This is a genomic window from Burkholderia anthina (assembly GCF_001547525.1).
Lineage (GTDB): Bacteria > Pseudomonadota > Gammaproteobacteria > Burkholderiales > Burkholderiaceae > Burkholderia > Burkholderia semiarida.
In genome coordinates this window covers 2395012-2416879 of record NZ_CM003768.1, presented here as the reverse complement: position 1 = coordinate 2416879, position 21868 = coordinate 2395012, and the positions used below count along the sequence as shown (strand labels likewise).

22 protein-coding genes are annotated in these 21868 nt (G+C 66.8%); 12 read left to right on the top strand and 10 right to left on the bottom strand.

Going from position 1 to position 21868, the window contains the following annotated elements; translation table 11 throughout:
- Position 1: 1 nt before the first annotated feature.
- Positions 2 to 280, bottom strand: coding sequence for an HU family DNA-binding protein (locus WS64_RS11035; RefSeq protein ID WP_006401505.1), 279 nt, complete (start codon positions 278 to 280; stop codon positions 2 to 4).
- Positions 281 to 668: 388 nt separating this feature from the next.
- Here WS64_RS11035 and mnmC point away from each other — a divergent pair, with 388 nt between their 5' ends.
- Entirely contained in the window at positions 669 to 2639 is a 1971-nt protein-coding gene (gene mnmC, locus WS64_RS11030; RefSeq protein ID WP_060966459.1) for a bifunctional tRNA (5-methylaminomethyl-2-thiouridine)(34)-methyltransferase MnmC2/FAD-dependent 5-carboxymethylaminomethyl-2-thiouridine(34) oxidoreductase MnmC1, read from the top strand.
- Between the two features lie 346 nt (positions 2640 to 2985).
- On the opposite strand, the gene WS64_RS34275 is transcribed toward mnmC, so the two are convergent.
- Positions 2986 to 3309 carry a hypothetical protein gene (locus WS64_RS34275; RefSeq protein WP_155720414.1) on the bottom strand — a complete coding sequence of 108 codons (324 nt, stop codon included), beginning with the start codon at positions 3307 to 3309 and terminating at the stop codon, positions 2986 to 2988.
- A 1-nt stretch (position 3310) separates the two neighbouring features.
- Here WS64_RS34275 and WS64_RS11025 point away from each other — a divergent pair, with 1 nt between their 5' ends.
- The 6 genes from WS64_RS11025 (at position 3311) to WS64_RS11000 (ending at position 9568) form a co-directional block, all read left to right on the top strand.
- A complete protein-coding gene (locus tag WS64_RS11025) occupies positions 3311 to 4525 on the top strand; it encodes a cation:proton antiporter (RefSeq protein ID WP_060008864.1) in 1215 nt (404 codons plus the stop codon).
- A 14-nt stretch (positions 4526 to 4539) separates the two neighbouring features.
- Positions 4540 to 5655: a YbdK family carboxylate-amine ligase gene (locus WS64_RS11020; protein ID WP_059580447.1), complete on the top strand. Its 1116-nt coding sequence runs from the start codon at positions 4540 to 4542 to the stop codon at positions 5653 to 5655.
- A gap of 505 nt (positions 5656 to 6160) precedes the next feature.
- Positions 6161 to 6799, top strand: a complete 639-nt coding sequence (locus tag WS64_RS11015; RefSeq protein ID WP_059638537.1) for a MarR family winged helix-turn-helix transcriptional regulator — start codon at positions 6161 to 6163, stop codon at positions 6797 to 6799.
- 28 nt (positions 6800 to 6827) lie between these two features.
- On the top strand, positions 6828 to 7538 hold the full coding sequence (locus WS64_RS11010) for a glutamine amidotransferase (RefSeq protein WP_059638594.1): 711 nt from the start codon (positions 6828 to 6830) through the stop codon (positions 7536 to 7538).
- Positions 7539 to 7748: 210 nt separating this feature from the next.
- A complete protein-coding gene (locus WS64_RS11005) occupies positions 7749 to 8861 on the top strand; it encodes an NADH:flavin oxidoreductase/NADH oxidase (protein WP_060966458.1) in 1113 nt (370 codons plus the stop codon).
- A 176-nt stretch (positions 8862 to 9037) separates the two neighbouring features.
- Positions 9038 to 9568 carry an SET domain-containing protein gene (locus tag WS64_RS11000; RefSeq protein WP_059638532.1) on the top strand — a complete coding sequence of 177 codons (531 nt, stop codon included), beginning with the start codon at positions 9038 to 9040 and terminating at the stop codon, positions 9566 to 9568.
- 158 nt (positions 9569 to 9726) lie between these two features.
- On the opposite strand, the gene WS64_RS10995 is transcribed toward WS64_RS11000, so the two are convergent.
- A complete protein-coding gene (locus WS64_RS10995; protein ID WP_060966457.1) occupies positions 9727 to 11211 on the bottom strand; it encodes a sensor histidine kinase in 1485 nt (494 codons plus the stop codon).
- 105 nt (positions 11212 to 11316) lie between these two features.
- On the bottom strand, positions 11317 to 12009 hold the full coding sequence (locus WS64_RS10990) for a response regulator (protein WP_006401494.1): 693 nt from the start codon (positions 12007 to 12009) through the stop codon (positions 11317 to 11319).
- A gap of 122 nt (positions 12010 to 12131) precedes the next feature.
- Between WS64_RS10990 and WS64_RS10985 the strand changes: the two genes are divergently transcribed.
- Entirely contained in the window at positions 12132 to 12362 is a 231-nt protein-coding gene (locus WS64_RS10985) for a DUF3717 domain-containing protein (protein ID WP_006401493.1), read from the top strand.
- A 92-nt stretch (positions 12363 to 12454) separates the two neighbouring features.
- On the opposite strand, the gene WS64_RS10980 is transcribed toward WS64_RS10985, so the two are convergent.
- Positions 12455 to 12763: a 4a-hydroxytetrahydrobiopterin dehydratase gene (locus WS64_RS10980; protein WP_059638592.1), complete on the bottom strand. Its 309-nt coding sequence runs from the start codon at positions 12761 to 12763 to the stop codon at positions 12455 to 12457.
- A gap of 129 nt (positions 12764 to 12892) precedes the next feature.
- Positions 12893 to 13819, bottom strand: a complete 927-nt coding sequence (gene phhA / locus WS64_RS10975) for a phenylalanine 4-monooxygenase (RefSeq protein WP_081103809.1) — start codon at positions 13817 to 13819, stop codon at positions 12893 to 12895.
- Between the two features lie 106 nt (positions 13820 to 13925).
- On the opposite strand from phhA, the gene WS64_RS10970 reads away from it, so the two are divergent.
- Complete coding sequence (locus tag WS64_RS10970; RefSeq protein ID WP_006408082.1) at positions 13926 to 14411, top strand: Lrp/AsnC family transcriptional regulator; 486 nt, start codon at positions 13926 to 13928, stop codon at positions 14409 to 14411.
- Between the two features lie 54 nt (positions 14412 to 14465).
- On the opposite strand, the gene WS64_RS10965 is transcribed toward WS64_RS10970, so the two are convergent.
- From WS64_RS10965 to WS64_RS10950, 4 genes are all read right to left on the bottom strand, one after another.
- Positions 14466 to 14999: a class IV adenylate cyclase gene (locus tag WS64_RS10965; protein WP_059580462.1), complete on the bottom strand. Its 534-nt coding sequence runs from the start codon at positions 14997 to 14999 to the stop codon at positions 14466 to 14468.
- A gap of 132 nt (positions 15000 to 15131) precedes the next feature.
- The gene (locus WS64_RS10960) at positions 15132 to 15938 is read right to left on the bottom strand and encodes a hypothetical protein (RefSeq protein ID WP_060966456.1); all 807 of its coding nucleotides are present in this window, start codon (positions 15936 to 15938) and stop codon (positions 15132 to 15134) included.
- A gap of 1 nt (position 15939) precedes the next feature.
- Positions 15940 to 16941, bottom strand: coding sequence for a hypothetical protein (locus WS64_RS10955; RefSeq protein WP_060966455.1), 1002 nt, complete (start codon positions 16939 to 16941; stop codon positions 15940 to 15942).
- A gap of 156 nt (positions 16942 to 17097) precedes the next feature.
- On the bottom strand, positions 17098 to 17997 hold the full coding sequence (locus WS64_RS10950; protein ID WP_060966454.1) for a LysR family transcriptional regulator: 900 nt from the start codon (positions 17995 to 17997) through the stop codon (positions 17098 to 17100).
- Between the two features lie 164 nt (positions 17998 to 18161).
- On the opposite strand from WS64_RS10950, the gene WS64_RS10945 reads away from it, so the two are divergent.
- From WS64_RS10945 to WS64_RS10935, 3 genes are all read left to right on the top strand, one after another.
- Positions 18162 to 19847 carry a GMC family oxidoreductase gene (locus tag WS64_RS10945; protein ID WP_155720413.1) on the top strand — a complete coding sequence of 562 codons (1686 nt, stop codon included), beginning with the start codon at positions 18162 to 18164 and terminating at the stop codon, positions 19845 to 19847.
- A 420-nt stretch (positions 19848 to 20267) separates the two neighbouring features.
- A complete protein-coding gene (locus WS64_RS10940) occupies positions 20268 to 21047 on the top strand; it encodes an ABC transporter ATP-binding protein (RefSeq protein WP_006477266.1) in 780 nt (259 codons plus the stop codon).
- Positions 21044 to 21799, top strand: a complete 756-nt coding sequence (locus tag WS64_RS10935; RefSeq protein ID WP_060966453.1) for an ABC transporter ATP-binding protein — start codon at positions 21044 to 21046, stop codon at positions 21797 to 21799. The genes WS64_RS10940 and WS64_RS10935 overlap by 4 nt, the downstream gene beginning before the upstream one ends.
- The last annotated feature ends 69 nt before the right edge of the window (positions 21800 to 21868 follow it).

Here is a 21868-nt window from a genome sequence, read left to right as displayed (position 1 = left end):
TTTAACGCTTGTTGACGGCGTCCTTGAACGCCTTGCCGGCCGTGAACTTGACCGTCTTGGCTGCCGGGATCTTGATGGTTTCGCCCGTCTTCGGGTTGCGGCCCGTACGTGCTGCGCGCTTGCCCGAACCGAAGCTGCCGAAGCCGATCAGCTGAACCGCATCACCCTTCGACACGGCCTTCTTGATGACTTCGAGCAGCGTGTCCAGCGTTTCGCCGGTTTGAGCCTTGCTGGCGCCCGTTTGGGCGGCGACGGCGTCGATCAGTTCCTGTTTGTTCATTAAGGTTCCTTTATCAGGTTAGGTTGACACGAACAGCGCGAACGCGCCGATTATACGTGCGCGAACCGTGCCGTCGAGAGTCAGACTCCGACGACACAGCGCCGAATCCTGGCCCGCGCGACGCGCCCTCCGGCTTGCCGGCGGCCACCCCGCGGTACGGCGTTGCTATGATAGCGCAGCGCAAACCCAATAACGACAAGGGTTTCAAAGATTTTCATCGGTATTTCGCCGAATGAATCGTCGATTGACCGTTTTTTGACCTGCGCCAACCGGACGGGATGCGCAGCGCGGTCCGCCCGAGCGTCGCGCCGTTGCCCCTTTCCAACGGCCGCTCGGACGGCCGCCCGCAATCCCTTGCCAGGCTTGGCTGCCACGTTTTTTGTTTCGCATGCCCGACCGACTTGTTCCCGCCACGTTCGCCGTTCGCGACGACGGCACGCTCGTCTCGCCCGAGTTCGGCGACATCTATCACAACGTCGCGGGCGCGCTCGCGCAGGCGCGCTACGTGTTCATCGCCGGCAACGGGCTGCCGGCGCGCTGGCAAGGCCGCCGCACGTTCACGATCGTCGAGACGGGGTTCGGCGCGGGCGCCAACTTCCTCGCAACCTGGGCCGCGTGGCGCGACGATCCCGCGCGCTGCGGGCGGCTGCACTTCGTCTCGTTCGAGAAACACCCCTTTTCGCGCGACGACCTGCGCCGCGCGCTTTCCCATATCGTTGCGAACACAACGATCTCGGCGGAAGCCGCCTTGCTGGCCGACGCGTGGCCGATGCTCGTGCCGGGTCTGCACCGGCTCGAATTCGACGCGGGACGGGTCGTATTGACGCTCGGTTTCGGCGACGCGTGCGCGTTGCTGCCGAAACTCGTCGCGCGCGCCGATGCGTTCTATCTGGACGGTTTCGCGCCGGCGAAAAATGCGGATCTCTGGTCGGTCGACGCGTTCCGCGCGCTCGCGCGCGTCGCCGCGGAAGAGGCCACCTTCGCGACCTACTCGAGCGCGGGCATGGTGAAAAAAGCGCTCATCGAAACGGGATTCACGTATCGCAAGATGCCCGGGCTCGCCGGCAAGTACGCGATGCTCGTCGGCGAATATGCGCCGCGCTGGCGCTCGCGCCGGCACGAGCCGCCACGCGCGCTGCCCGTCGCGACGCGCCGCGCGATCGTGATCGGCGCGGGCCTCGCCGGCTGCGCGGTGGTCGAACGCCTGGCCGCGCGCGGCTGGGACGTGACGCTGATCGAACGGCACGAACGAATCGCGAGCGAAGCATCGGGTAATCCGGCCGGCGTATTCCATCCGCTGATGACGCGCGACGACAACGTCGCGAGCCGGCTCACACGCAGCGGCTTCCTGCACGCGATCGCACGCTGGCGCGCGCTCGAACACGCGGGCCACGCGTTCGCACGCAGCACGCACGGGATGATCCATCTCGCCGAATCGGCCGACGACTTCGCGCGGATGCGCGACGCGTTCGAGGCGTTCGGCGCGCCTGCCGAGTACGTGACGCTGCTCGACGCCGCCGCCGCGCGCGCGCATCTGAACCTGCCGGTCGCGCACGGCGGCCTGCTGTTTCCGCACGGCGGCGCCGTCTGGCCGGCCGGGCTGTGCGCCGCGCAATATGCGGCGGCCGGCGAGCGCGTGCGCCTGCTCGCGTCCACCCGCGTCGCGCGGCTCGAACGGCGGGGCGACACCTGGCATGCGCTCGACGAGACGGGCGCCACGCTGGCCGACGCGCCCGTCGTCGTGCTCGCGAACGCGGGCGACGCCGCGCGCCTTGCCGGGCTCCAGCATGTCGCGCTGCAACCGGTGCGCGGCCAGCTCACGCTGCTGCCGCCGGGCACGACGGCGCCGCTGCCGTGCCCGGCGATCGGCGACGGTTACGCGGTCCCGCTCGACGACGGCACGCTGCTGATCGGCGCCACGTTCGAACCCGACGATACCGATCCCGCGATGCGCGCGGCCGGCCACGCCGAAAACCTCGAGCGCGTGCGGCGCCTGCTGCCGGGCCTGATCGGCGAGGTGCCGGATCCCGCCACGCTGCGCGGCCGCGTGGCGTTCCGCTGGGTCGTCGGCGACCGCCTGCCGCTCGTCGGTCCGCTCGCCGACGAAGCGCAGGCCACCGCGAACGCACGTGCGCTGGCCGGTGCGCAGGCGCGCGACCTGCCGCGCCTGCCCGGGCTCTACGGCGCATTCGGCTTCGGCTCGCGCGGCCTCGTGTGGGCGGCGCTCGGCGCCGAGCTGATCGCCTCGCAACTCGAGGGCGAGCCCTGGCCGCTCGAGCGCGAACTCGCCGACGCGGTCGATCCCGCCCGCTTCCTGATCCGCGCACTGCGCGCCCGCCGCGTGGGCTCGGCCGGCTGACCGATCGCGCACCTTCTTCACAGTTTCCCGATTTTTCCGTGCAAGGTTATCCACGCGACGCTGTGGATAACCGCGTGGAATCCGTACGCACTTCGTGTGCAATCACAGTGGACGTAAACTGGGCAACTCGGCACAGCTGTGCGGCGGCCCGAAAGTTGCTCAACTCAAATGCCTGTGCGCGAACAGCCTGTGCAACCGGTTATGGTTTCGCCAACCCATTGATCCGCCGATGTAAACCGGAGTTATCCACAGAACTGTGCGCCCTTTGTTAACTTCTACTACGTATATATACAGGTAAACCTTTGAAACCAAAGACCTGCGGTGCCGCACAGCGCCGCGAGTCGATTCAATCGGTTCCGGAGCGAAAAAGCTGTGGCACAATCGGTTTCCTTCGCGTTCGTTCGGCCAGGCGCCGGACATGCTTCAATGGAACGGTCGGCACGGTTTCGAATCTGAATCTTCGGGACTGCGCAGTCCATTCACACACCAGGCCGACAATCCAGATCGGCAACCTGAACGACGTTCCGCCCTGTGGTGGAACAGGCGGATCCCATGTACCGCCGTCGTCGAGCACAACAATCACATTCGGGGCGATACCCAGCCGGCGCGCATCCATTCCTGTCGCTTGACCCGCGTCGCTGGCGGTTGCTTCCAAAGGAGAAGTCACCACGATGAAGTCGGCGTTCTCATTCCTGCCCAACTGGCCGCTCGCGCCGGATGCCGTGTTCTGGGCCGGGCTCGCGCTGTTCGCAGCCGGCCTGTGCGGCGAGCTGTGCTATCGCGCGTGGCGGCTGCCGCGCATCACCGGCTATGCCGTGATCGGCCTGATCGCCGGTTCGTTCGGATTCGGCGTGATCGACACCAGCACCGACGAAACGTCGCGGCTGCTGATGGACGTCGCGCTCGGCCTGCTGCTGTTCGAGCTCGGCAGCCGCCTCGACCTGCGCTGGATCCGCCGCAATCCGTGGCTCGTCGCGTCGAGCCTCGCGGAAGCCACGCTCACGTTCGTGCTCGTGCTGTTCGTGATGCTCGCGCTCGGCGTATCGGGGATGGTCGCGCTCGTGCTGTCGGCGATCGCGATTGCCACATCGCCGTCGATGGTGATCCAGCTCAAGACGGAACTGCGCGCGGAAGGGCAGGTGTCGCAACGCCTGATCACGCTCACCGCGCTCAACAGCGTGTACGCGATCGTGCTGACCAAGCTCGTGACGAGCTGGCTGCACCAGGAAGCGTACGGCAACGTTTTCGCGACGATCCTGCAGCCCGTCTACCTGATCGCCGGTTCGTTCATCGTCGCGTATCTGGTCGCGCGTTCGTGCAATTACCTGTTCCGCCACATGACCGCGACGATGCGCGACGAGCATTCGTTCGTCGCGCTGTTCGGGCTCGTGATGCTCGCGATCGCCGTCGCGCAGGCGCTGAAGCTGTCGACGCTGCTCACGCTGCTGCTCGCCGGCATCATCGTGAAGAACCTCGAGGCGCGCCCGCAGCTGTGGCCCGAGCACTTCGGCACGGCCGGCTGGCTGCTGACGGTGGTGCTGTTCGTGCTGACGCTCACGTCGTTTACGTGGGGCGACATCGCGCTCGGCGGGCTGCTCGCGATCGTGCTGATCGTCACGCGGCTCGCCGCGAAGCTGGCCGGCGTCGTCGCGTTCGCGAAGCCGAGCGGCCTCGGGATGAAGCAGGGCGTCGCGCTCGGCATCGCGCTCACGCCGATGTCCGCGCTGTCGTACCTGCTCGTCGACGATACCTACCAGCTCTATCCGAATTTCGACCCGCACCTGCGCGCGATCGTGATGTGCTCGATCGTGATCCTGCAGCTCGTCAGCCCGTTCGTCGTCTACCGCTGCCTGTCGGCCGTCGGCGAACGCAGCGACAGCAACTGATTCCGGAACCTGCCATGGCACTCGAAACCTTCGTCAATTCCGAGCCGTTCACGTTCGGCGTCGAACTGGAGATCCAGGTCGTCAACACGCACAACTATGACCTGACCAAAGCGGCCTCCGACCTGATGCGCCTGATCCAGGCCGAAACTTTCCCGGGCAACATCACGCCGGAAATCACCGAAAGCATGATCGAGCTGTCGACCGGCATCTGCCATTCGCACGAGCAGGCCGTCAGCGAGCTGCATGCGATCCGCGACGTGCTCGTGAAGGCGGCCGACCAGCTCAACGTCGGGCTGGCCGGCGGCGGCACGCATGCGTTCCAGCAATGGAGCGACCGGCAGATCTACGATGCGCCGCGCTTTCAGTACATCTCCGAGCTGTACGGCTATCTCGCGAAGCAGTTCACCGTGTTCGGCCAGCACGTGCACATCGGCTGCCCCGATCCCGACAGCGCGCTGTTCCTGCTGCACTCGATGTCGCGCTTCATTCCGCACTTCATCGCGCTGTCCGCGTCGTCGCCGTTCGTGCAGAACGTCGACACGGGCTTCCATTCGGCGCGCCTGAATTCGGTGTTCGCGTTCCCGCTGTCGGGCCGCGCGCCGTTCGTGCTGACCTGGGACAGCTTCGAGGAATACTTCACGAAGATGGTGAACACGGGCGTCGTCAACTCGATGAAGGACTTCTACTGGGACATCCGGCCGAAGCCCGGCTACGGCACGATCGAGGTGCGCGTGATGGACACGCCGCTGTCGGTCGATCGCGCGGCGGCGATCGCCTGCTACATCCAGACGCTCGCACGCTACCTGCTGACCGACCGGCCGCTGAAGCTGTCGGAGGACGATTACCTCGTCTACACGTTCAACCGTTTCGAAGCGTGCCGCTTCGGGCTCGAGGGCACCTGCGTGAATCCTCAGACGGGCGAGCGCCGCACGATCGCGGAAGACATCCTCGACACGCTCGACCGGATCGCGCCGCATGCGGCGGCCCTCGGTTCGCGCGCGGCGCTCGACGAGATCGGCGCGCTCGCGAAGGCGCGCGTGAACGACGCATCGTGGTTGAGAACCGTTTTCAAACAGGAAAAATCGCTGAACGAGACGGTCCGGCAGCAGTGCTTACGTTGGCGTGAGTGAAAATATGTTTTGCAGATTGCAGGATCGACCGCGCCGCGATTCGCTGAACGGCAGTCCGCGCCGGGTCGGCCCGCAATCGTCGGCAGGCCTCCTGAAAATCTGTGGATAACCGGATATTCCGCTGCAAAGTCAACGCTCTGCGGGCGGGATAACCCGGTGGATCATCACCAGGCGGCCGATGGCCGATCCTGACAGGACAACGTCGGCGCGCCCCGTCTCGCGGGCGCGCGGCATTGCGCGCACAACGAAAAATTACGGTTATTCAGCGATTTTCCACAGCGCGCAGGGGATAACTTAGCTGTGCGATTTTCCGCTCTCGCTTAGAATGTCGGCTTTGCGGACGCCGGAACGATGCGTGTCTCTCCGGTCGCCGCGAACGCGACCGCCGCGTGTGCCTCGCGACGGCCGTGTCGACGCGCTCGACAGAGCGCGGCTGTTTTGAGATAGATTCGATCTCCACACTACGGCCGCTCGGCCAACCGGGCGGCGGCAAAGCGAAAAGACTATGAGCGAAGGCGTTTACGGGAACCAGGCTGCGGGACGTGTGACCCATAGCCTGCTGCGGTTGAGCACGGCCATGCGGAGCGAGGCATGGGATTGGGCGGAAGGCGCCGGCCTCACGCCGACGCAGGGCGAGATTCTCGTGCTGCTGCTGCAGCGCAAGGGCCCGATGCGGCTCGGCGAGATCGCGCGCGAGACGCAGCTCACCGCGGCCACCACGAGCGATGCGGTCAGCACGCTCGAGACGAAGGGGCTCGTCGAAAAGCGCCGTGCGCTGGACGACGGCCGGGCACTGGCCGTGCGCCTGTCGGCGCGTGGCCGTACGGCCGCGAAGAAGGCGCTGCAATGGCCTGAATTCCTGACGAAAGCGGTCGGCAAGCTCGGCGCGGACGAGCAGGGCGCGCTGTATCGCGCGCTGCTGAAGACGCTGCGCGAACTGCAGGTGGCCGGCGCGACGCCGCCGCAGCGTATGTGCCTGACGTGCAGCCACTTCCAGCCGGGCAAGCCGTCGAAGAAGACGGTGCATCACTGCGCGGTGTTCGACGTCGCGATGTCCGACAGCGATCTGCGTCTCGACTGCTCGGGGCAGGAAGAGGCCGACGCGGCGACGCAGAAGAAGACCTGGAAGATTTTCGCCGGCTGACGTCCGTCGATCGACCGGGAGGCCGATGATGAACGCTGAAGTCGTGGCGATCCGCCACGTGCATTTCGAGGATCTCGGGAGCTTCGAGCAGGTGCTCGGCGAACGCGGTCGACGGGTGCGCTATGTCGATGTCGGATCGTCGCGGGTCGAGGTGCTCGACGTGCTCGAGCCGTCGCTGCTCGTCGTGCTCGGCGGGCCGCTCAGCGTGTACGACGATGCGCAGTACCCGTCGATCGCGCCGCTCCTGGCGCTCGTGCGCCAGCGCATCGACGCGGGGCTGCCGATCCTCGGCATCTGCCTCGGCGCGCAGTTCATCGCACGGGCGCTCGGCGCGCGCGTCTATCCGGCCGCGCAGCACGAACTCGGCTGGGCGCCGCTGACGCTCACCGACGCCGGCCGTGCGTCGCCGCTGCGCCATCTCGACGGCGCGACGACGTCGATGCTGCACTGGCATGGCGATACGTTCGACCTGCCGGGCGGTGCGATCCACCTCGCGTCCACGCCGGCCTGTCGCCACCAGGCGTTCGCCTGGGGGCAGCACGTGCTGGCGCTGCAATGTCACCCCGAGATCCGTACCGATCGCTTCGAACCGTGGCTGATCGCGAACGCCGGCGAAATCGCCGCGACGCCCGGCGTCGACGCGCGCCGGTTGCGCGCCGATACCGCGCAGCACGGCCCCGCGCTCGAGACGGCCGCGCGCCGCATGTTCGCCGAGTGGCTCGACAGCGTCGGGCTCTGACGCCGCGGGCGGCGCCGCTCGCGGCAAAGCGCTGGCCCGGCCTGCATCCGGTGCGGGCCGGCGCATCGCCGTACACCGCACGTTCTCCGCACCGTCGGCATCCGGCCGGCCGTACCTGACCATCCGCTTACTGCCGAGCACGCCGTCTGCACGCTTCGAGCCTGCGTGCTACGCTCGTCCGCTCTTTCCCTTTCCTGGCGAGCGGCTTCCATGACTGCGCTGTTTTCTCCGTTCACGCTGCGCGGCGTGACCCTTCCGAACCGGATCGTGATTTCGCCGATGTGCCAGTACTCGGCCGAACGCGGCGAAGCGACCGACTGGCACATGATTCATCTCGGCCATCTCGCGCTGTCGGGTGCGGGGCTGCTGTGCATCGAAGCGACCGCGGTGGAACCCGACGGACGCATCACGCATGGCGACCTCGGCCTGTGGGACGACGTGACCGAAGCCGCGCTGAAGCCGGTGCTGGCCGCGATCCGCAAGCATTCGCCGATCCGCGTCGCGATGCAGTTGTCGCACGCGGGGCGCAAGGCGTCGAGTGCGGCGCCGTGGGAGGGCGGTCAGCTCGTGCCGGTCGCCGACGGTGGCTGGCTGCCGCATGGCCCGTCGGCCGTGCCGCACAAGGACGGCGAGACGCCGCCGCTCGCGCTCGATGCGGCGGACCTGAACCGCATTCGCGACGCGTTCGCGGCGTCGGCCAGACGGGCCGCGCGGCTCGGCATCGACGCGATCGAAGTGCACGCGGCGCACGGCTACCTGCTGCATCAGTTCCTGTCGCCGCTCGCGAACCGGCGCACCGACGAATACGGCGGCTCGCGCGAAAACCGGATGCGGTTTCCGCTGGAGATCTTCGAGATCGTGCGCGCCGCGTTTCCGGAAGACCGCCCGGTCGGCGTGCGCGTGTCCGCGACCGACTGGGTCGAAGGCGGCTGGGAGCTCGACGATACGATCGCGTTCGCGCACGAACTGAAGCGCCGCGGCTGCGACTGGATCGACGTGTCGTCCGGCGGCGTGTCGCCGCTGCAGAAGATTCCGCTGTCGCCCGGCTACCAGGTGCCGTTCGCGCAGGCGGTGAAGCGGGCGGTCGGCATGCCGACGATCGCGGTCGGCCTGATCAACGAGCCCGCGCATGCGAACCGGCTGATCGAGGCCGGCGATGCCGATTTCGTCGCGATGGCGCGCGCGATGCTGTACGACCCGCGCTGGCCGTGGCACGCGGCGGCCGAGCTCGGCGCGCAGGTGACGGCGCCGCCGCAGTACTGGCGCTCGCAGCCGCGCGAGCACAAGGCGCTGTTCGGCGACGTCGCGTTCGGCCAGCGCTGAGTACATCGCGCAATATTGCGCGCGATGTTGAACGAAGCAATCGTGAACGTGTAGGATGCGGGTGATTCGCCGCCTCCCCGACGCGGCACCGACCGGTGCCGCGTTTTCGTTTGGCGCGGCGCCCGGCCGCGATCGCGGCCGCTTCCATTCAAGTCGTCTTCACAAGGATTGGTTCGATGAGTTCACGCAGGATCGCGGTGCGCCGCTCGGGAGTACACGGCAAGGGCGTGTTTGCCGTGGCGCCGATCAAGGCCGGCGAGCGCGTAGTGGAATACAAGGGCGAGCGAATCTCGTGGAAGGAAGCGCTGCGCCGTCATCCGCACGACCCGAGCGAGCCGAATCATACGTTCTACTTCGCACTCGATGAAGGCGGCGTGATCGACGGCAAGGTCGACGGCAACAGCGCGCGCTGGATCAATCATTCGTGCGCGCCGAACTGCGAGGCCGAGGAAGTCAAGGGCCGCGTATACATCCACGCGCTGCGCGACATCGGGCCGGAAGAGGAGCTGTTCTACGACTATGGCCTCGTGATCGACGCGAAGCTGACGAAGAAGCTCAAGCGCGAATACGCGTGCCACTGCGGCGCCGAGTCGTGCCGCGGCACGTTGCTCGCGACGTCCGACGAAGGCGGGAAGAAGAAAAAGAAGAAGGACAAGAAGGACGGCAAGTCCACCTCCGGGTCGAAGGACAAGAAGAACAGGAAGTGATGCAGGCGGCAGCGCATCGCGCGCTGCCGCCGTCGTTTCAGCCGTCGGTTGCCGCGTCGTGGCGGCCCGTCATCCGCCTTCCGTCTTTCCGTTCCTTTCCGGCGCGCGGCCCGAGCAACGGGCCAGCGGTTGCCCGCCGCGAATCGACCGGTGATCGTTCAGTGCGTCGGCGCCGCGGCCGGCGTTTCGCTGGCCGGTTTTTCCGTGCGCGTGGCGAGCGGCACCCTCACCACGAAGCGCGAGCCGCCTTCCGATGCATCCTCGTACGACACGGTGCCGCCGTGCATCGCGATGATGTCGTGCACGATCGCGAGCCCGAGCCCGGCGCCCGTTTCAACGCCGTTGCCGCTTTGCGCGTCGCCGCGGAAAAAGCGCTTGAACAGGTCGGCCTGCTGGTTCGCGGGCACGCCCGGGCCGTTGTCCTCGACCACGATCTCCGCGGCCGGCTGGCCGTCGTCGAGCGCACCGCGCGCGACGTTGACGGTGATCCGCGCGCCGTCCGGCCGCGCGAGCGGCACGTACTTCAGTGCGTTGTCGAGCAGGTTCGCGATCACCTCGCGCAACAGAACGGGGTTGCCGCGCACGTTCAGCTTCTCGTCGTCGCCCGGGTCGTCGCTGCGCTGGAAGCCGAGGTCGACATGCGATGCGAGCGCGCGCGGCACCCATTCGGCACCCGTCTCGAACGCCATCGCCGCGAGATCGACATCGACGAAGCGGGCGGCCTGTTCGCCCGGCTCGGCACGCGCGAGCGACAGCAGCTGGTTGGACAGCCGCACCGCGCGGTCGGCGGCCGCGCGCAGCTCGCGCACCGCGGCGAAGGTCTGCTGCGGATCACGCGCGACGGCCGCCTGCTCGGCATGCAGCTTCACCGCGGTGAGCGGCGTGCGCAGCTGGTGCGCGGCATCGGCGATGAACTTGCGCTGCGCGTCGAGCGCGGTCTTCAGCCGGCCGAGCAGCGCGTTCATCGCGCTCGTCAGCGGCCGGATCTCCAGCGGCACGTCGGTTTCGTCCACGGGCTCCAGCGACGTGTGGGTCTGCCGGTTCAGCGAATCGGCGAGATGCGTGAGCGGGCCCAGCTGCTGGTTCACAACGCGCCATACGATGCCCCAGCCCGCGAGCAGCAGCAGCAGCAACGGCATCATGATCGCGACGAGGAATTCGGCCGCGATCCGGTAGCGGTGCCGTACCGGCTGAGCGACTTCGACGACCATCGGCTTGCCGCCCTCGACGTCGTCGACGCGCACCTGCGCGACCCGCACCGCGCGGTTGTCGTACTCGGCCTCGAACACGTACGCGTGATGCATGCGGCGTACGTTGATGCCCTGCAGCGGCAGCTTCGGGTCGCCGGCGAGTTCCTGCTCGCCGTCGCTGATCCGGTAGATCAACGCTTCGGCGGGATCGGAGAACATCGCCTGCGCGAGCGGCGGCACCGTGAATGGCGCATCCGGGCCGGCAATCTGGATCTGTTTGGAGATGGCGGTCGCGAGATCGGCGAGCGAGCGGTCGATCACGTGCTGCGTGTATTGCCACGCGAGCCAGTAGGCGATCAGGCCGCTCATCAGCGCGAGCATCGACAGCGGGGCGGCGAGGCGCCGGAGCAGCGAGCGGCGCAGGCTGGTGGTCACAGCCGGATCAGAAGACATTTCGACGGGCAAATGGATAAGCGCCGCTCACGGAGAGCGGCGCGGTCGTGCGCCGGGCGGCGATGCGGAGCGGTCCGCACGCGGCCGGCCGGCGCGCGGCGTCGCTCAGACGCTCGCGGTCTGGCGGATTTCCTGCAGCAGGTAGCCGAAGCCGCGCACCGTGACGATTTCGACCCGGCACTGCTCGAGTTTCTTGCGGACGCGGTGCACGTAGACTTCGATCGCGGTGTCGCCGAGATCGCCGCCGAAGTGCGTGAGGTGATCCTGCAACTGGGCCTTGCTGACGACGCGGCCGTGACGCAGCAGCAGCATTTCCAGCACCGCGAATTCGCGCGGCGACAGTTCGAGCGGCTTGTCGTCGTTGAAGATGCGGCGGTCGACGCCCGACAGGCGGACGCCGCCGAGCGACACTTCCGGACGCGGCATGTCGCTGTGCGGGCCGCTGCGGCGCATCACCGCGCGGATGCGCGCTTCGAGCTCGGCCGGCTCGAACGGCTTGAGCATGTAGTCGTCGGCGCCCGAGTTCAGGCCCTGGATCCGGTCGTTCAGCTCGTCGCGTGCGGTCAGCACGATCACGGGCGTGTGGCGGTTGGTCTGGCGAAAGCGCGTGAGCAGCGTCATCCCGTCGATGCCCGGCAGGCCGAGGTCGAGGATCACGAGTTCGTGGCGGTTCTGTGCCAGCGCCTGTTCGGCAAAAATGCCGTCATGCACCATGTCGACGGTGAAGCCAGCCTGCTCGAGGCTGCTCTGGATACCGCGTGCGATGGGGCGGTCGTCTTCGATCAGAAGGAGTCGCATGAAGTTCGCTCAAGTACAATGGGTTGGCGGTTCAGGCACGCGGACAGCACGAAGCCGTTTCCACAGGGGCGCCGCATCGCCTGACATCAAGCATGGCGGCCAGCGAACGATTAAATCCAATCATGTCCGATATTTCGATCCACGACCTCGAAGCCGCGATCAATTTCTGGCGCGCCCGCTCGCCGTCGAGCGGCGACGAACTCAAACTCTGCGAAGAGGCTAGCGCGCTTTCCAAGCCGTATGCGCTGCTGATTGTACAGCGCGAAAGCGCGCTGCAACTGGAAGGTTTGGACCCCAAGGCGCGGAAAGCGTACGAGACTTACGTGCGCCTTAAGGATGGCTTGGAAAGCTGAAGGCTTTCGCTGAGTACATCCTAGAAAACGTTCAGCGAAATGAAAAGTTGACGCGCCGCGCAACGAACGATGCGCGGCGGTGCAGGCGGGACTCAGGCGCCCGGTTGCGCGTGCGCGGCGGCGCCGTCGATGAACCGCGCGAGTTCGATGTCGCGTTCGGTCAGGCCGTCGGCGTCGTGGGTCGACAGCGTGACGTCGACGCGGTTGTACACGTTGAACCATTCCGGATGGTGGTTCATCTCCTGCGCCTTGATCGCGACACGCGTCATGAAGCCGAATGCCTCGTTGAAATCGGCGAAGCGCAGGCGGCGCTGGATTGCGTCGCGGCCCGCCACGGCCGTCCAGAGCGGCAGGCCTTCGAGCCGCGTCTTGCGTTCTTCGGATGTGAGCTTGTGGATCATCTTGCACCTCTCGTTCGGTAACGGCGCCCGCGCGCGGCTGCGCCGCGCGGCGCAGCCGGCATCGTTCATTGTTTCATAGTTGCGCGAAGGACGACGGGCGGGCGGCGGTTCGCGCGGGCGCCCGGCGCGTTATGCGTCGGCGTCGTCGGGCCAGCCTTCGCCCGTGCCGCGATGCAGCACGCGGTCGGTTTCGAGCACCGCGCCGGCCGCGAATTCGGGCAGCGCCGCGAGCCGGTCGGCCAGCGCGCGGCCGTCGACGTCGGCGAGCGCGAACAACTGCGCGAAATCGTCGATCACGAAGTAGGTCTTCTGGAACGTGTCGATCCGGTACTTCGTGCGCATCACGCGCTCGAGGTCGAACCCCAGCCGGTTCGGCGCCGCGCTTTCGAGGCTGTACAGGCTTTCGCCCTTGCTCGACACGATGCCGGCGCCGTAGATCGACAGGCCGTTCGTCCCGCGCGGGTCGCGAATCAGCCCGAATTCCACCGTATACCAGTAGAGGCGCGCGAGCCGCGCGAGCGCTGCTTCGTCGTCGGCGACCGCGAGCGCGACGCGGCCATACGCCTGCATGTAGTCGGCGAACACCGGCTCGATCAGCAGCGGCACGTGGCCGAACAGGTCGTGGAAGCAGTCGGGTTCCTGCAGGTAGTCGAGCTGGTCGGGACGGCGCATCCACCAGGTGACCGGGAAGCGCCGGTTCGCGAGGTGCGCGAAGAACACGCGGTCGGGCACGAGGCCCGGCACCGCGACGATTTCCCAGCCGGTCGGGGGCTTCAGCTGGCGGTTCACGTCGGCAAACGACGGCACACGATCGGCCGGCAGCGCGATCTTGCCGAGCCCGGCGACGAACGCGTCGCACGCACGGCCGCGCAGCAGCGCCGACTGGCGCGCATAGAGCTGCTTCCACACCGCGTGGTCGACCTGGCCGTAGCGCTGCAGTGGCTGGTCGATGGTGAAATCGGCACGGGTTTCGAGGCCCGCGTCGAACTGCTCCTGCAGTTTCGCGGTGACGACGGTGGACATGATCAGGCTCTGCACGCTGTGGTTGGGAACCATGCAAGTGTAGAGCGGGATGCGCGCGGATTGGGCGCATAGTTGGCGAAGATTGGCATGATAATGCGATAATCGCGCATCAAATCACGAATCAATGCGGAGAACACTCATGCTGGAACTCGATCACTTCGATCTCGCGCTGCTGGACGTGCTGCAGCGCTTCGGTCGCGCGACGCATCAGCAGCTGGGCGAGGAGGTGCCGCTGTCGCCGTCGCAGATCGGGCGACGGCTGCAGCGGCTCGAGGCGGCCGGCGTGATCGAAGGCTACCGCGTGATGCTGCGCCCCGAAAAGCTCGGGCTCGGCGTGACCGCGTTCACGAGCCTGAAGCTCAAGCATCACGGCGATTCGATCATCGAGCAGTTCCAGCAGCAGATCGACGTGCTGCCCGAAGTGCTCGAATGCCACGCGGTGGTGGGCGATGCCGACTACCTGCTGCGGATCGTCGCGCCCGATCTCAACGCGCTGTCGCAGTTCGTGATGAAGAAGCTGATGCGGGTGCCGGGCGTCGACAGCGTGCGCTCGAACATCGTGCTGACGACCTTTAAGCGCAACGGTGCGCTGCCGCTGGCGCACCTGGCGCCGGGGGCCGCGTGACGGCGCGCCGACGCTGACGGCAGGGCGCGCGGCCCCGCCGTTCATGGGGCCCGATCAGGCCGCTTCGGATTGCGCGTCGGCGTTCAGCAGGTCGACGTAAGCGACCGCGACGAGGTCCTCCTGCGCGACGCCGAGCTTCGCGAACACGTCATGCGCCTCGGCCTCGCCGCCGGCTTCGTCGTCGTCCGGGCCGAGCACGACCTCCAGCTCGATGAAATCGCCGAGGCCGTCGACGCGGTCGAGGTGAATGCGCGTACGGCCCGCGAGGTACACGTGCCGCTCCTTCGTCACGATCCCGCGCGTGGTCAGCGCGGTCGCGAGCAGCGCATGCATCGCGTCGGGGTTCGTCACCGGGCTGCGCGTGTAGTACGACGCTTTCGGGCCGTCGCGGTCGTCGCGCTGGTAGAAGATCAGTTCGGCCGGCGTGCCGTCCTCGAAGCGGCGCAGCTTCAGCCGGCCGCGCGGCACGTCGTAGAAGAAATCCTGCTGACGGTAGAAGAGCGGCGCTTCGGTCGCGAGCTTCGCCGCCTGTTCGCGCAGCCGGTCGAATTCGCGGGCGTGGGCTTTGATCTCGATGTTGCGGGCCATGCGGGTCTCCTTCAATCGGGGTCTCGCGGTGTGCGAACGCACAATCTAGCAAAAAGCCTGGGAAGGTGGCGTGACGTGGGCGGTGAGTCGACTGCTGCGGAGGGTAGGGGCGCAGTGCGGGGCGTGCAGGGATCAGCGCGCGCGCCGAAGCGATGCCAGTTTCGCCGACAGGCGGCACAGCAGGAAGGTGCGGCGGAGCGCGTGGACTTTCTCGTATTCCTGATTGATGAAGCGTCGGCCGGTTTGGCGTTCGTACCGGTATAGCTCGTACAGGTAGGCCAGTTTCGGCCCAATGAAGACGGCGGCGACGTAAGAAAATAACAGCGCGTACAGCGATGCTGCGATCAGAAGCGCGCTACTGTTTTTGCCGATGTAGGTGTTCAACGCGATCGGCAAATTGACGGTCAAGGCGATGGTCGCCGGTGCGAGCCTGTTAGTGGGAACTGTCTTGCCGCAATTGGGATCGATCGTGAACGAACGGATATCAGCGAGGTATTCGTTGTTTCTGAAACGGCGACCGGGATGGCGCTTGAGTTCGCGGAGTTTGAGGGCAAACGGCAACGCGAGCGAGGTCAATATGGTTGCGTGATAAAGAAAGACGAAAAGCAGGTACGGCTTGCTGGACGTTGGTTTTTCGATGAGCGACCACGCACTCAATAGGGTGGTACCCGGCAGAAGACCCGCTACAACAACGATATACGCCAGAATGGTCGCTAGTGAGCGTACGGACAGCGTGGAGCGGTATTTGATCTGGTATCCGGCAGCCAGCCCTGCGACAAGGAGTGCAAGCATGGGCCAGCTCGTGAGCTGGAATGCCACGCCATTTGCTTTCGCGATGACGCTCAGGAAGAGTCCGAAGATCATGAAGCTGCCGGGGCCGAGGCAAAGCGGGGCATGGCAGAGAAGCGGCCGGGCGCGTTCGAGGTCGGGAAACATCATGTTAGTTATCCACCAGACGTTGAACCCGCGATTCCGCGAGGTCGGGACCTGGGGATATGTTCCAGGCGACTTGCGCGATGAATCCGGTTCCGAATGCGATCAGAATGACCGGGAGGGCGTGAAGACCACTCCAGAGCAGGGCGATGGACATAACCGTCGAAACGCCAAACCCGACCGCATTCCCGCTTTGACTCCGCGCAGACGCGAGCATGAATCCGCGGCTATCGAATCTCAACGCGCCCTGCGTATCCCGACTGACATTGGCCGCGATGTCGAGTGCCAGACTCGGTGCAAACGTCAGTACGCCGCTTCCGATCAGGCCGCCCGCGTACAGGTGCCTGAGCGGCGAGAGCCTGGGCGTCAGCTTGTCGAGATCCGCCGCCTTGAGCGCTGCAGTGGTGGTCCGGGTGCGCGGATTGTGCTTCGCATGCGGGCCGAGCGCCGGCTGGACGCTCTGGATCGGCAGGTTGCGTATCCGCAGTTTCGGGCGCGGGTTTCCGTTGCCGGTGGGGTTGCCGTCATAGAGCGTGACGTAATGGTTGATCTTCACGCTTGGCGCCGCGCGGCGGATCAACGTCTGCGTGCCCGCGTCGATGTTGCGTTTCAGGGACAGCGCATGCGCCGCATGGGCCGCGCCGAGCCCGGTGTTGAGATTGCCGACGATGCTTCCCGGGCCCACCAGGTTGTTGCGGCCTTCTTCGTAAAGACGGGCGAGTGTTCCTGAATCGCCGGTATGCCCGCAGCCTGCGAAGTCATGCATCCAGTCGGACGCGGAACACTGGCCCGATGCAACGAGCGCGTGCAGAAGCTCGCCCGCAAGATGCGGATCGAGATCGAAGTCGCCACTGAAGGAATCGTCGCCGATCAACCAGCCGTTGCGTCGATGCGTGCGAGCGCTGGTATGGGGAGGCAGGTTTTCAGCGAGCGTGCGGCGATGGCGTCGCAATGCATCGCACACCGCGAAGCCTTGCGAGCGGGCGTGGTCGGCGAGCGGACCGGTCATGTTCGGATATCCCGTTTTCGATACGCGAATCAGCGAGATTACAAATGTCTTTCAGTCGTATCAATTGGACCGGAACGAAAGTTGACAGGCTTGTTCGATCGGGCAGGGCGGCCAATCTTTCCACCCGCCAGCCCGGTCACGCACGATGAGCGCCGCTCATATCGCCCACTGCGCCTCGATCAGCCGCAGCGCGGCCGCGATCGCCGGCTCGTCGCGCCGCTCGGCGAGCGTCACGAACGTCAGTTCGGTGGGCACCGTCACGCGTTCGACGATCGTCAGCGCATGCGCGTGCGCCTCGGCCAGCGCGGTCGAATCGCGTGCGAGCGTCAACCCGATCCCCGATTTCACGAGGTCGAGCATCGACTGCTCCTGGTCGACCTCGGCCACCTTGACCGGCTGCGCGCCGGCCGCCGCGAACAGCCGCGACAGCAGCCGGTGGTGCGCGGACGCGGGCGGCGTCCAGATCCACGGCAGCGCGGCGAGCGCGCGCCAGTCGTGCGCGCGCTGCACGCGCTCCTTCCAGCCGGCCGGCGCGAGCACGCGGTACTGGAAATGCGTGAGCGTGACGGTGTGGAACAGCGCGTTGTCGCGCGGCGCGTCCTCGTCGGGCCGGCCGATGTAGTAGCCGACGTCGAGCGCCTGCGCGCGCACCTGTTCGAGCACCCAGCCCGACATCCCGTGCCGCAGCGCGGTCTCGATCTGCGGATGGGTCTCGACCAGCGCGCGCAGGAAGCCGCCGAGCCGCAGGAACGCCGGATCGAGGATCGTGCCGATCCGCAGCCGGCCGCGCACCTCGTGACGCAGCGCGGCAGCGGCGCGCTGCACGTCGGCGGCCGCGGCGAGCGCGCGTTCCGCATGCGGCAGCAGCGTCTGGCCGTCGCGGGTGAGCGCGAGCCCGCGCGACGTACGCATGAACAGCACGACGCCCAGCGTTTCCTGCAGATGCTTGATTTGCAGGCTGACGGCCGGCTGTGTCAGATGCAGCTGTGCAGCGGCGCGCGTCAGGTTGCCTTCGCGCGCGACCGTCGCGAACGCGCGGAGCAGGGTGAGATCCATCGTCGTGATATGAGCGCGGCTTATAACGCAGTTCAGCATAACTCATTGGATCGGCGGACGGCGGCGGGAGTACGCTTCATCGGTCGCGTCGGCCCCGACGCACTATGCTGAAAATGACGCGCGGGAACACACGCGCGGCACACAAGAACGAAGGAGACAACACCGTGAGTACACCACGCACGCTCGAGGGCGAATTCGACTACGTGATCGTCGGCGCGGGCACCGCGGGCTGCGTGCTCGCGAACCGCCTGACCGAGGATCCCGACATCCGCGTGCTGCTGCTCGAAGCGGGCGGCAAGGACGACTATCACTGGATTCATATCCCGGTCGGCTATCTGTATTGCATCGGCAACCCGCGCACCGACTGGCTGTACAAGACCCAGCCCGAAGCGGCGCTCAACGGCCGTGCGCTGTCGTATCCGCGCGGCCGCGTGCTCGGCGGCTGCTCGTCGATCAACGGGATGATCTACATGCGCGGCCAGCGCGAGGACTACGACAACTGGGCGCAGGAAACCGGCGACGCCGGCTGGTCGTGGGACAGCGTGCTGCCGATCTTCAAGCGCAGCGAGGACCACCATGCGGGCGCGAGCGACGCGCACGGCGCGGGCGGCTACTGGCGCGTCGAGAAGCAGCGGCTGCGCTGGGAAATCCTCGAATCGTTCGCGCAGGCCGCGCAGCAGACGGGCATTCCCGCCACCGACGATTTCAACCGCGGCGACAATGCCGGGGTCGGCTACTTCGAGGTGAACCAGAAGCGCGGCGTGCGCTGGAATACGTCGAAGGCGTTCCTGCGGCCCGCGATGGCGCGCCCGAACCTGACCGTGGTCACCGGCGCGCATGCGCAGCGCGTGATTTTCGACGGGCGGCGCGCGGTCGGCGTCGAATACCACGGCGGCGGCACCGATTACGTCGCGCGGGCGAGCGCGGAAGTGCTGCTGACGTCGGGCGCGGTGAATTCGCCGCAACTGCTCGAACTGTCGGGTATCGGCGACGGCCGGCGGCTGCAGGCGCTCGGCATCGACGTCGTGCACGATCTGCCGGGCGTCGGCGAAAACCTGCAGGATCACCTGCAATTGCGGATGGCGTTTCGGGTCGACGGCGTGCGTACGCTCAATACACTCTCCGCGCGCTGGTGGGGCAAGCTGATGATCGGCGCCGAATATGCGCTGCTGCAGCGCGGGCCGATGTCGATGGCGCCGTCGCAACTGGGCGCGTTCGCGAAATCGGATCCGGACGATCCCGCGCTCACGCGCCCCGATCTCCAGTACCACGTGCAGCCGCTGTCGCTCGAACGCTTCGGCGAGCCGCTGCACGGGTTCAACGCCTTCACGGCGTCGGTGTGCCACTTGCGGCCGAGCTCGCGCGGCAGCGTGCACGTGACGAGCGCCGATCCGCGCAGCGCACCGGCGATCGCGCCGAACTATCTGTCGACCGATCACGATCGGCACGTCGCCGCGAACGCGTTGCGCCTCACGCGCCGCATCGCGTCCGCGCCGGCGCTCGCGCGCTATCGCCCCGAGGAAATCCTGCCGGGCACGCAGTACCGGACCGAGGCCGAACTGGTCGATGCGGCCGGCGTCGTCGGCACGACGATCTTCCACCCGGTCGGCACGTGCCGGATGGGGCGCGCCGACGACGAGCGGGCGGTGGTCGACAGCCGGCTGCGCGTGCGCGGCATCGCCGGGCTGCGGATCGTCGATGCGTCGGTGATGCCGTTCATCACGTCGGGCAACACCAATTCGCCGACGCTGATGATCGCCGAGCGCGCGAGCGACATGATCCGCGCCGACCGCCGTGCGGCGCGCGAAACGACGTCGGTGCGAACCGAGGCCGCGGTGACGGCGGCATGAAGGCCCGCTGACATGCGCACGAGCGGGCGGTTGCGCGAACGCCCGCTGATTCGCGATGCGAAACAAGCTGCCGGTGCGCAAGATCCGTGCGAGCCGCGCGTCGTCGCGCGGCTTTTTTCGGCGCGTGCGTACCATGTCCTGCAGCAGCTCAACCGGTAATGATGCACGTGTCAAAAAAGCACGGTGAAATTCGCGCGCGGTCGCATCCGACAGGGTGGCCATCCCTATAAGTGCAAATCCCGATGATTGCACTGCACCAACGGCGCGACAATGTTGCGCAATGTGCATACGCGTCGGCGCGGGAGACCACCCTCGAGGCGTACCACGGCGCCCGGGGGCAGCCGGCTGATCCGCTGACCTGTTCGCGGCCGCTTGCGCCAGGCTTCCCGGTGCTTCGCCTGACTTCGTACGGAAGGGAACATGATTCTCGGCGACACGATTCTGGAAACACGCGGACTGACGAAGGAATTCAGGGGCTTCACCGCCGTGAACGGCGTCAACCTGCGTGTGCGGCGCGGTGCGATCCATGCATTGATCGGGCCGAACGGCGCGGGCAAGACCACCTGTTTCAACCTCCTCACCAAATTCCTGACGCCGACGGCCGGCCAGATCGTCTTCAACGGCATCGACATCACCGACGAGCGGCCCGCGCAGGTCGCGCGGCGCGGCATCATCCGCTCGTTCCAGATCTCGGCCGTGTTCCCGCACCTGACCGCGTTGCAGAACGTGCGCATCGGCCTGCAGCGCGCGCTCGGCACCGAATTCCATTTCTGGCGCAGCGAACGCACGCTGAAGCGGCTCGACGATCGCGCGATGGATCTGCTCACGCAGGTCGGCCTCACCGATTTCGCGCACGTGCCGACCGTCGAGCTCGCGTACGGCCGCAAGCGCGCGCTCGAGATCGCGACGACGCTCGCGATGGAGCCCGAGCTGATGCTGCTCGACGAGCCCACGCAGGGCATGGGCCACGAGGACGTCGACCGCGTGACCGCGCTGATCAAGAAGGTCGCGAGCGGCCGCACGATCCTGATGGTCGAGCACAACATGAACGTGATCGCGGGGATCTCCGACACGATCACCGTCCTGCAACGCGGCGAGGTGCTGGCCGAAGGCTCGTATGCGGAAGTGTCGAAGAATCCGCTCGTCATCGAAGCCTACATGGGCAGCGCCGACGCGGCGCTCGCGGGGGCGCACGCATGAAGCACAGCGAACGGGAGGAACGCGAATTGAGCGGCGTCGAGAGCGGTACGCCTGCGCTGGAGATCACGGGCCTGGAGGCCTGGTACGGGGAATCCCACATCCTGCATGGCGTCGACCTGACCGTGCATCGCGGCGAGGTCGTCACGCTGCTCGGTCGCAACGGCGCGGGCCGTACGACGACGCTACGCGCGATCATGGGCCTCACGGGCCGCCGCAGCGGGTCGATCAAGGTCGCCGGCCACGAGACGATCGGCCTCTCGACGCATCGCATCGCGCATTACGGCATCGGCTACTGCCCGGAGGAGCGGGGGATCTTCTCGAGCCTGTCGTGCGAGGAGAACCTGATGCTGCCGCCGCTGATCGGGCCGCGCGAGCATGCGATGTCGCTCGACGAGATCTACGCGATGTTCCCGAACCTCGCGTCGCGCCGGCAGAGCCAGGGCACGCGGCTGTCGGGCGGCGAGCAGCAGATGCTCGCGGTCGCGCGGATCCTGCGCACCGGCGCGAACCTGCTGCTGCTCGACGAGATTTCCGAAGGCCTCGCGCCGGTGATCGTGCAGGCGCTCGCGCGAATGATCGTCGCGCTGAAGGCGCGCGGCTACACGATCGTGATGGTCGAACAGAATTTCCGCTTCGCCGCGCCGCTCGCCGACCGCTTCTACGTGATGGAGCACGGCAGCATCGTCGAGCATTTCCGCGCAGCCGAACTGGAAAGCAAGATGCCGACCCTGCACGACCTGCTCGGCGTATGACGCCCCCCGTTTCCCTTGCCGCTGGCCGTGGCGGCCCTCGAACAACCACAACGCATCAGAACAACAGGA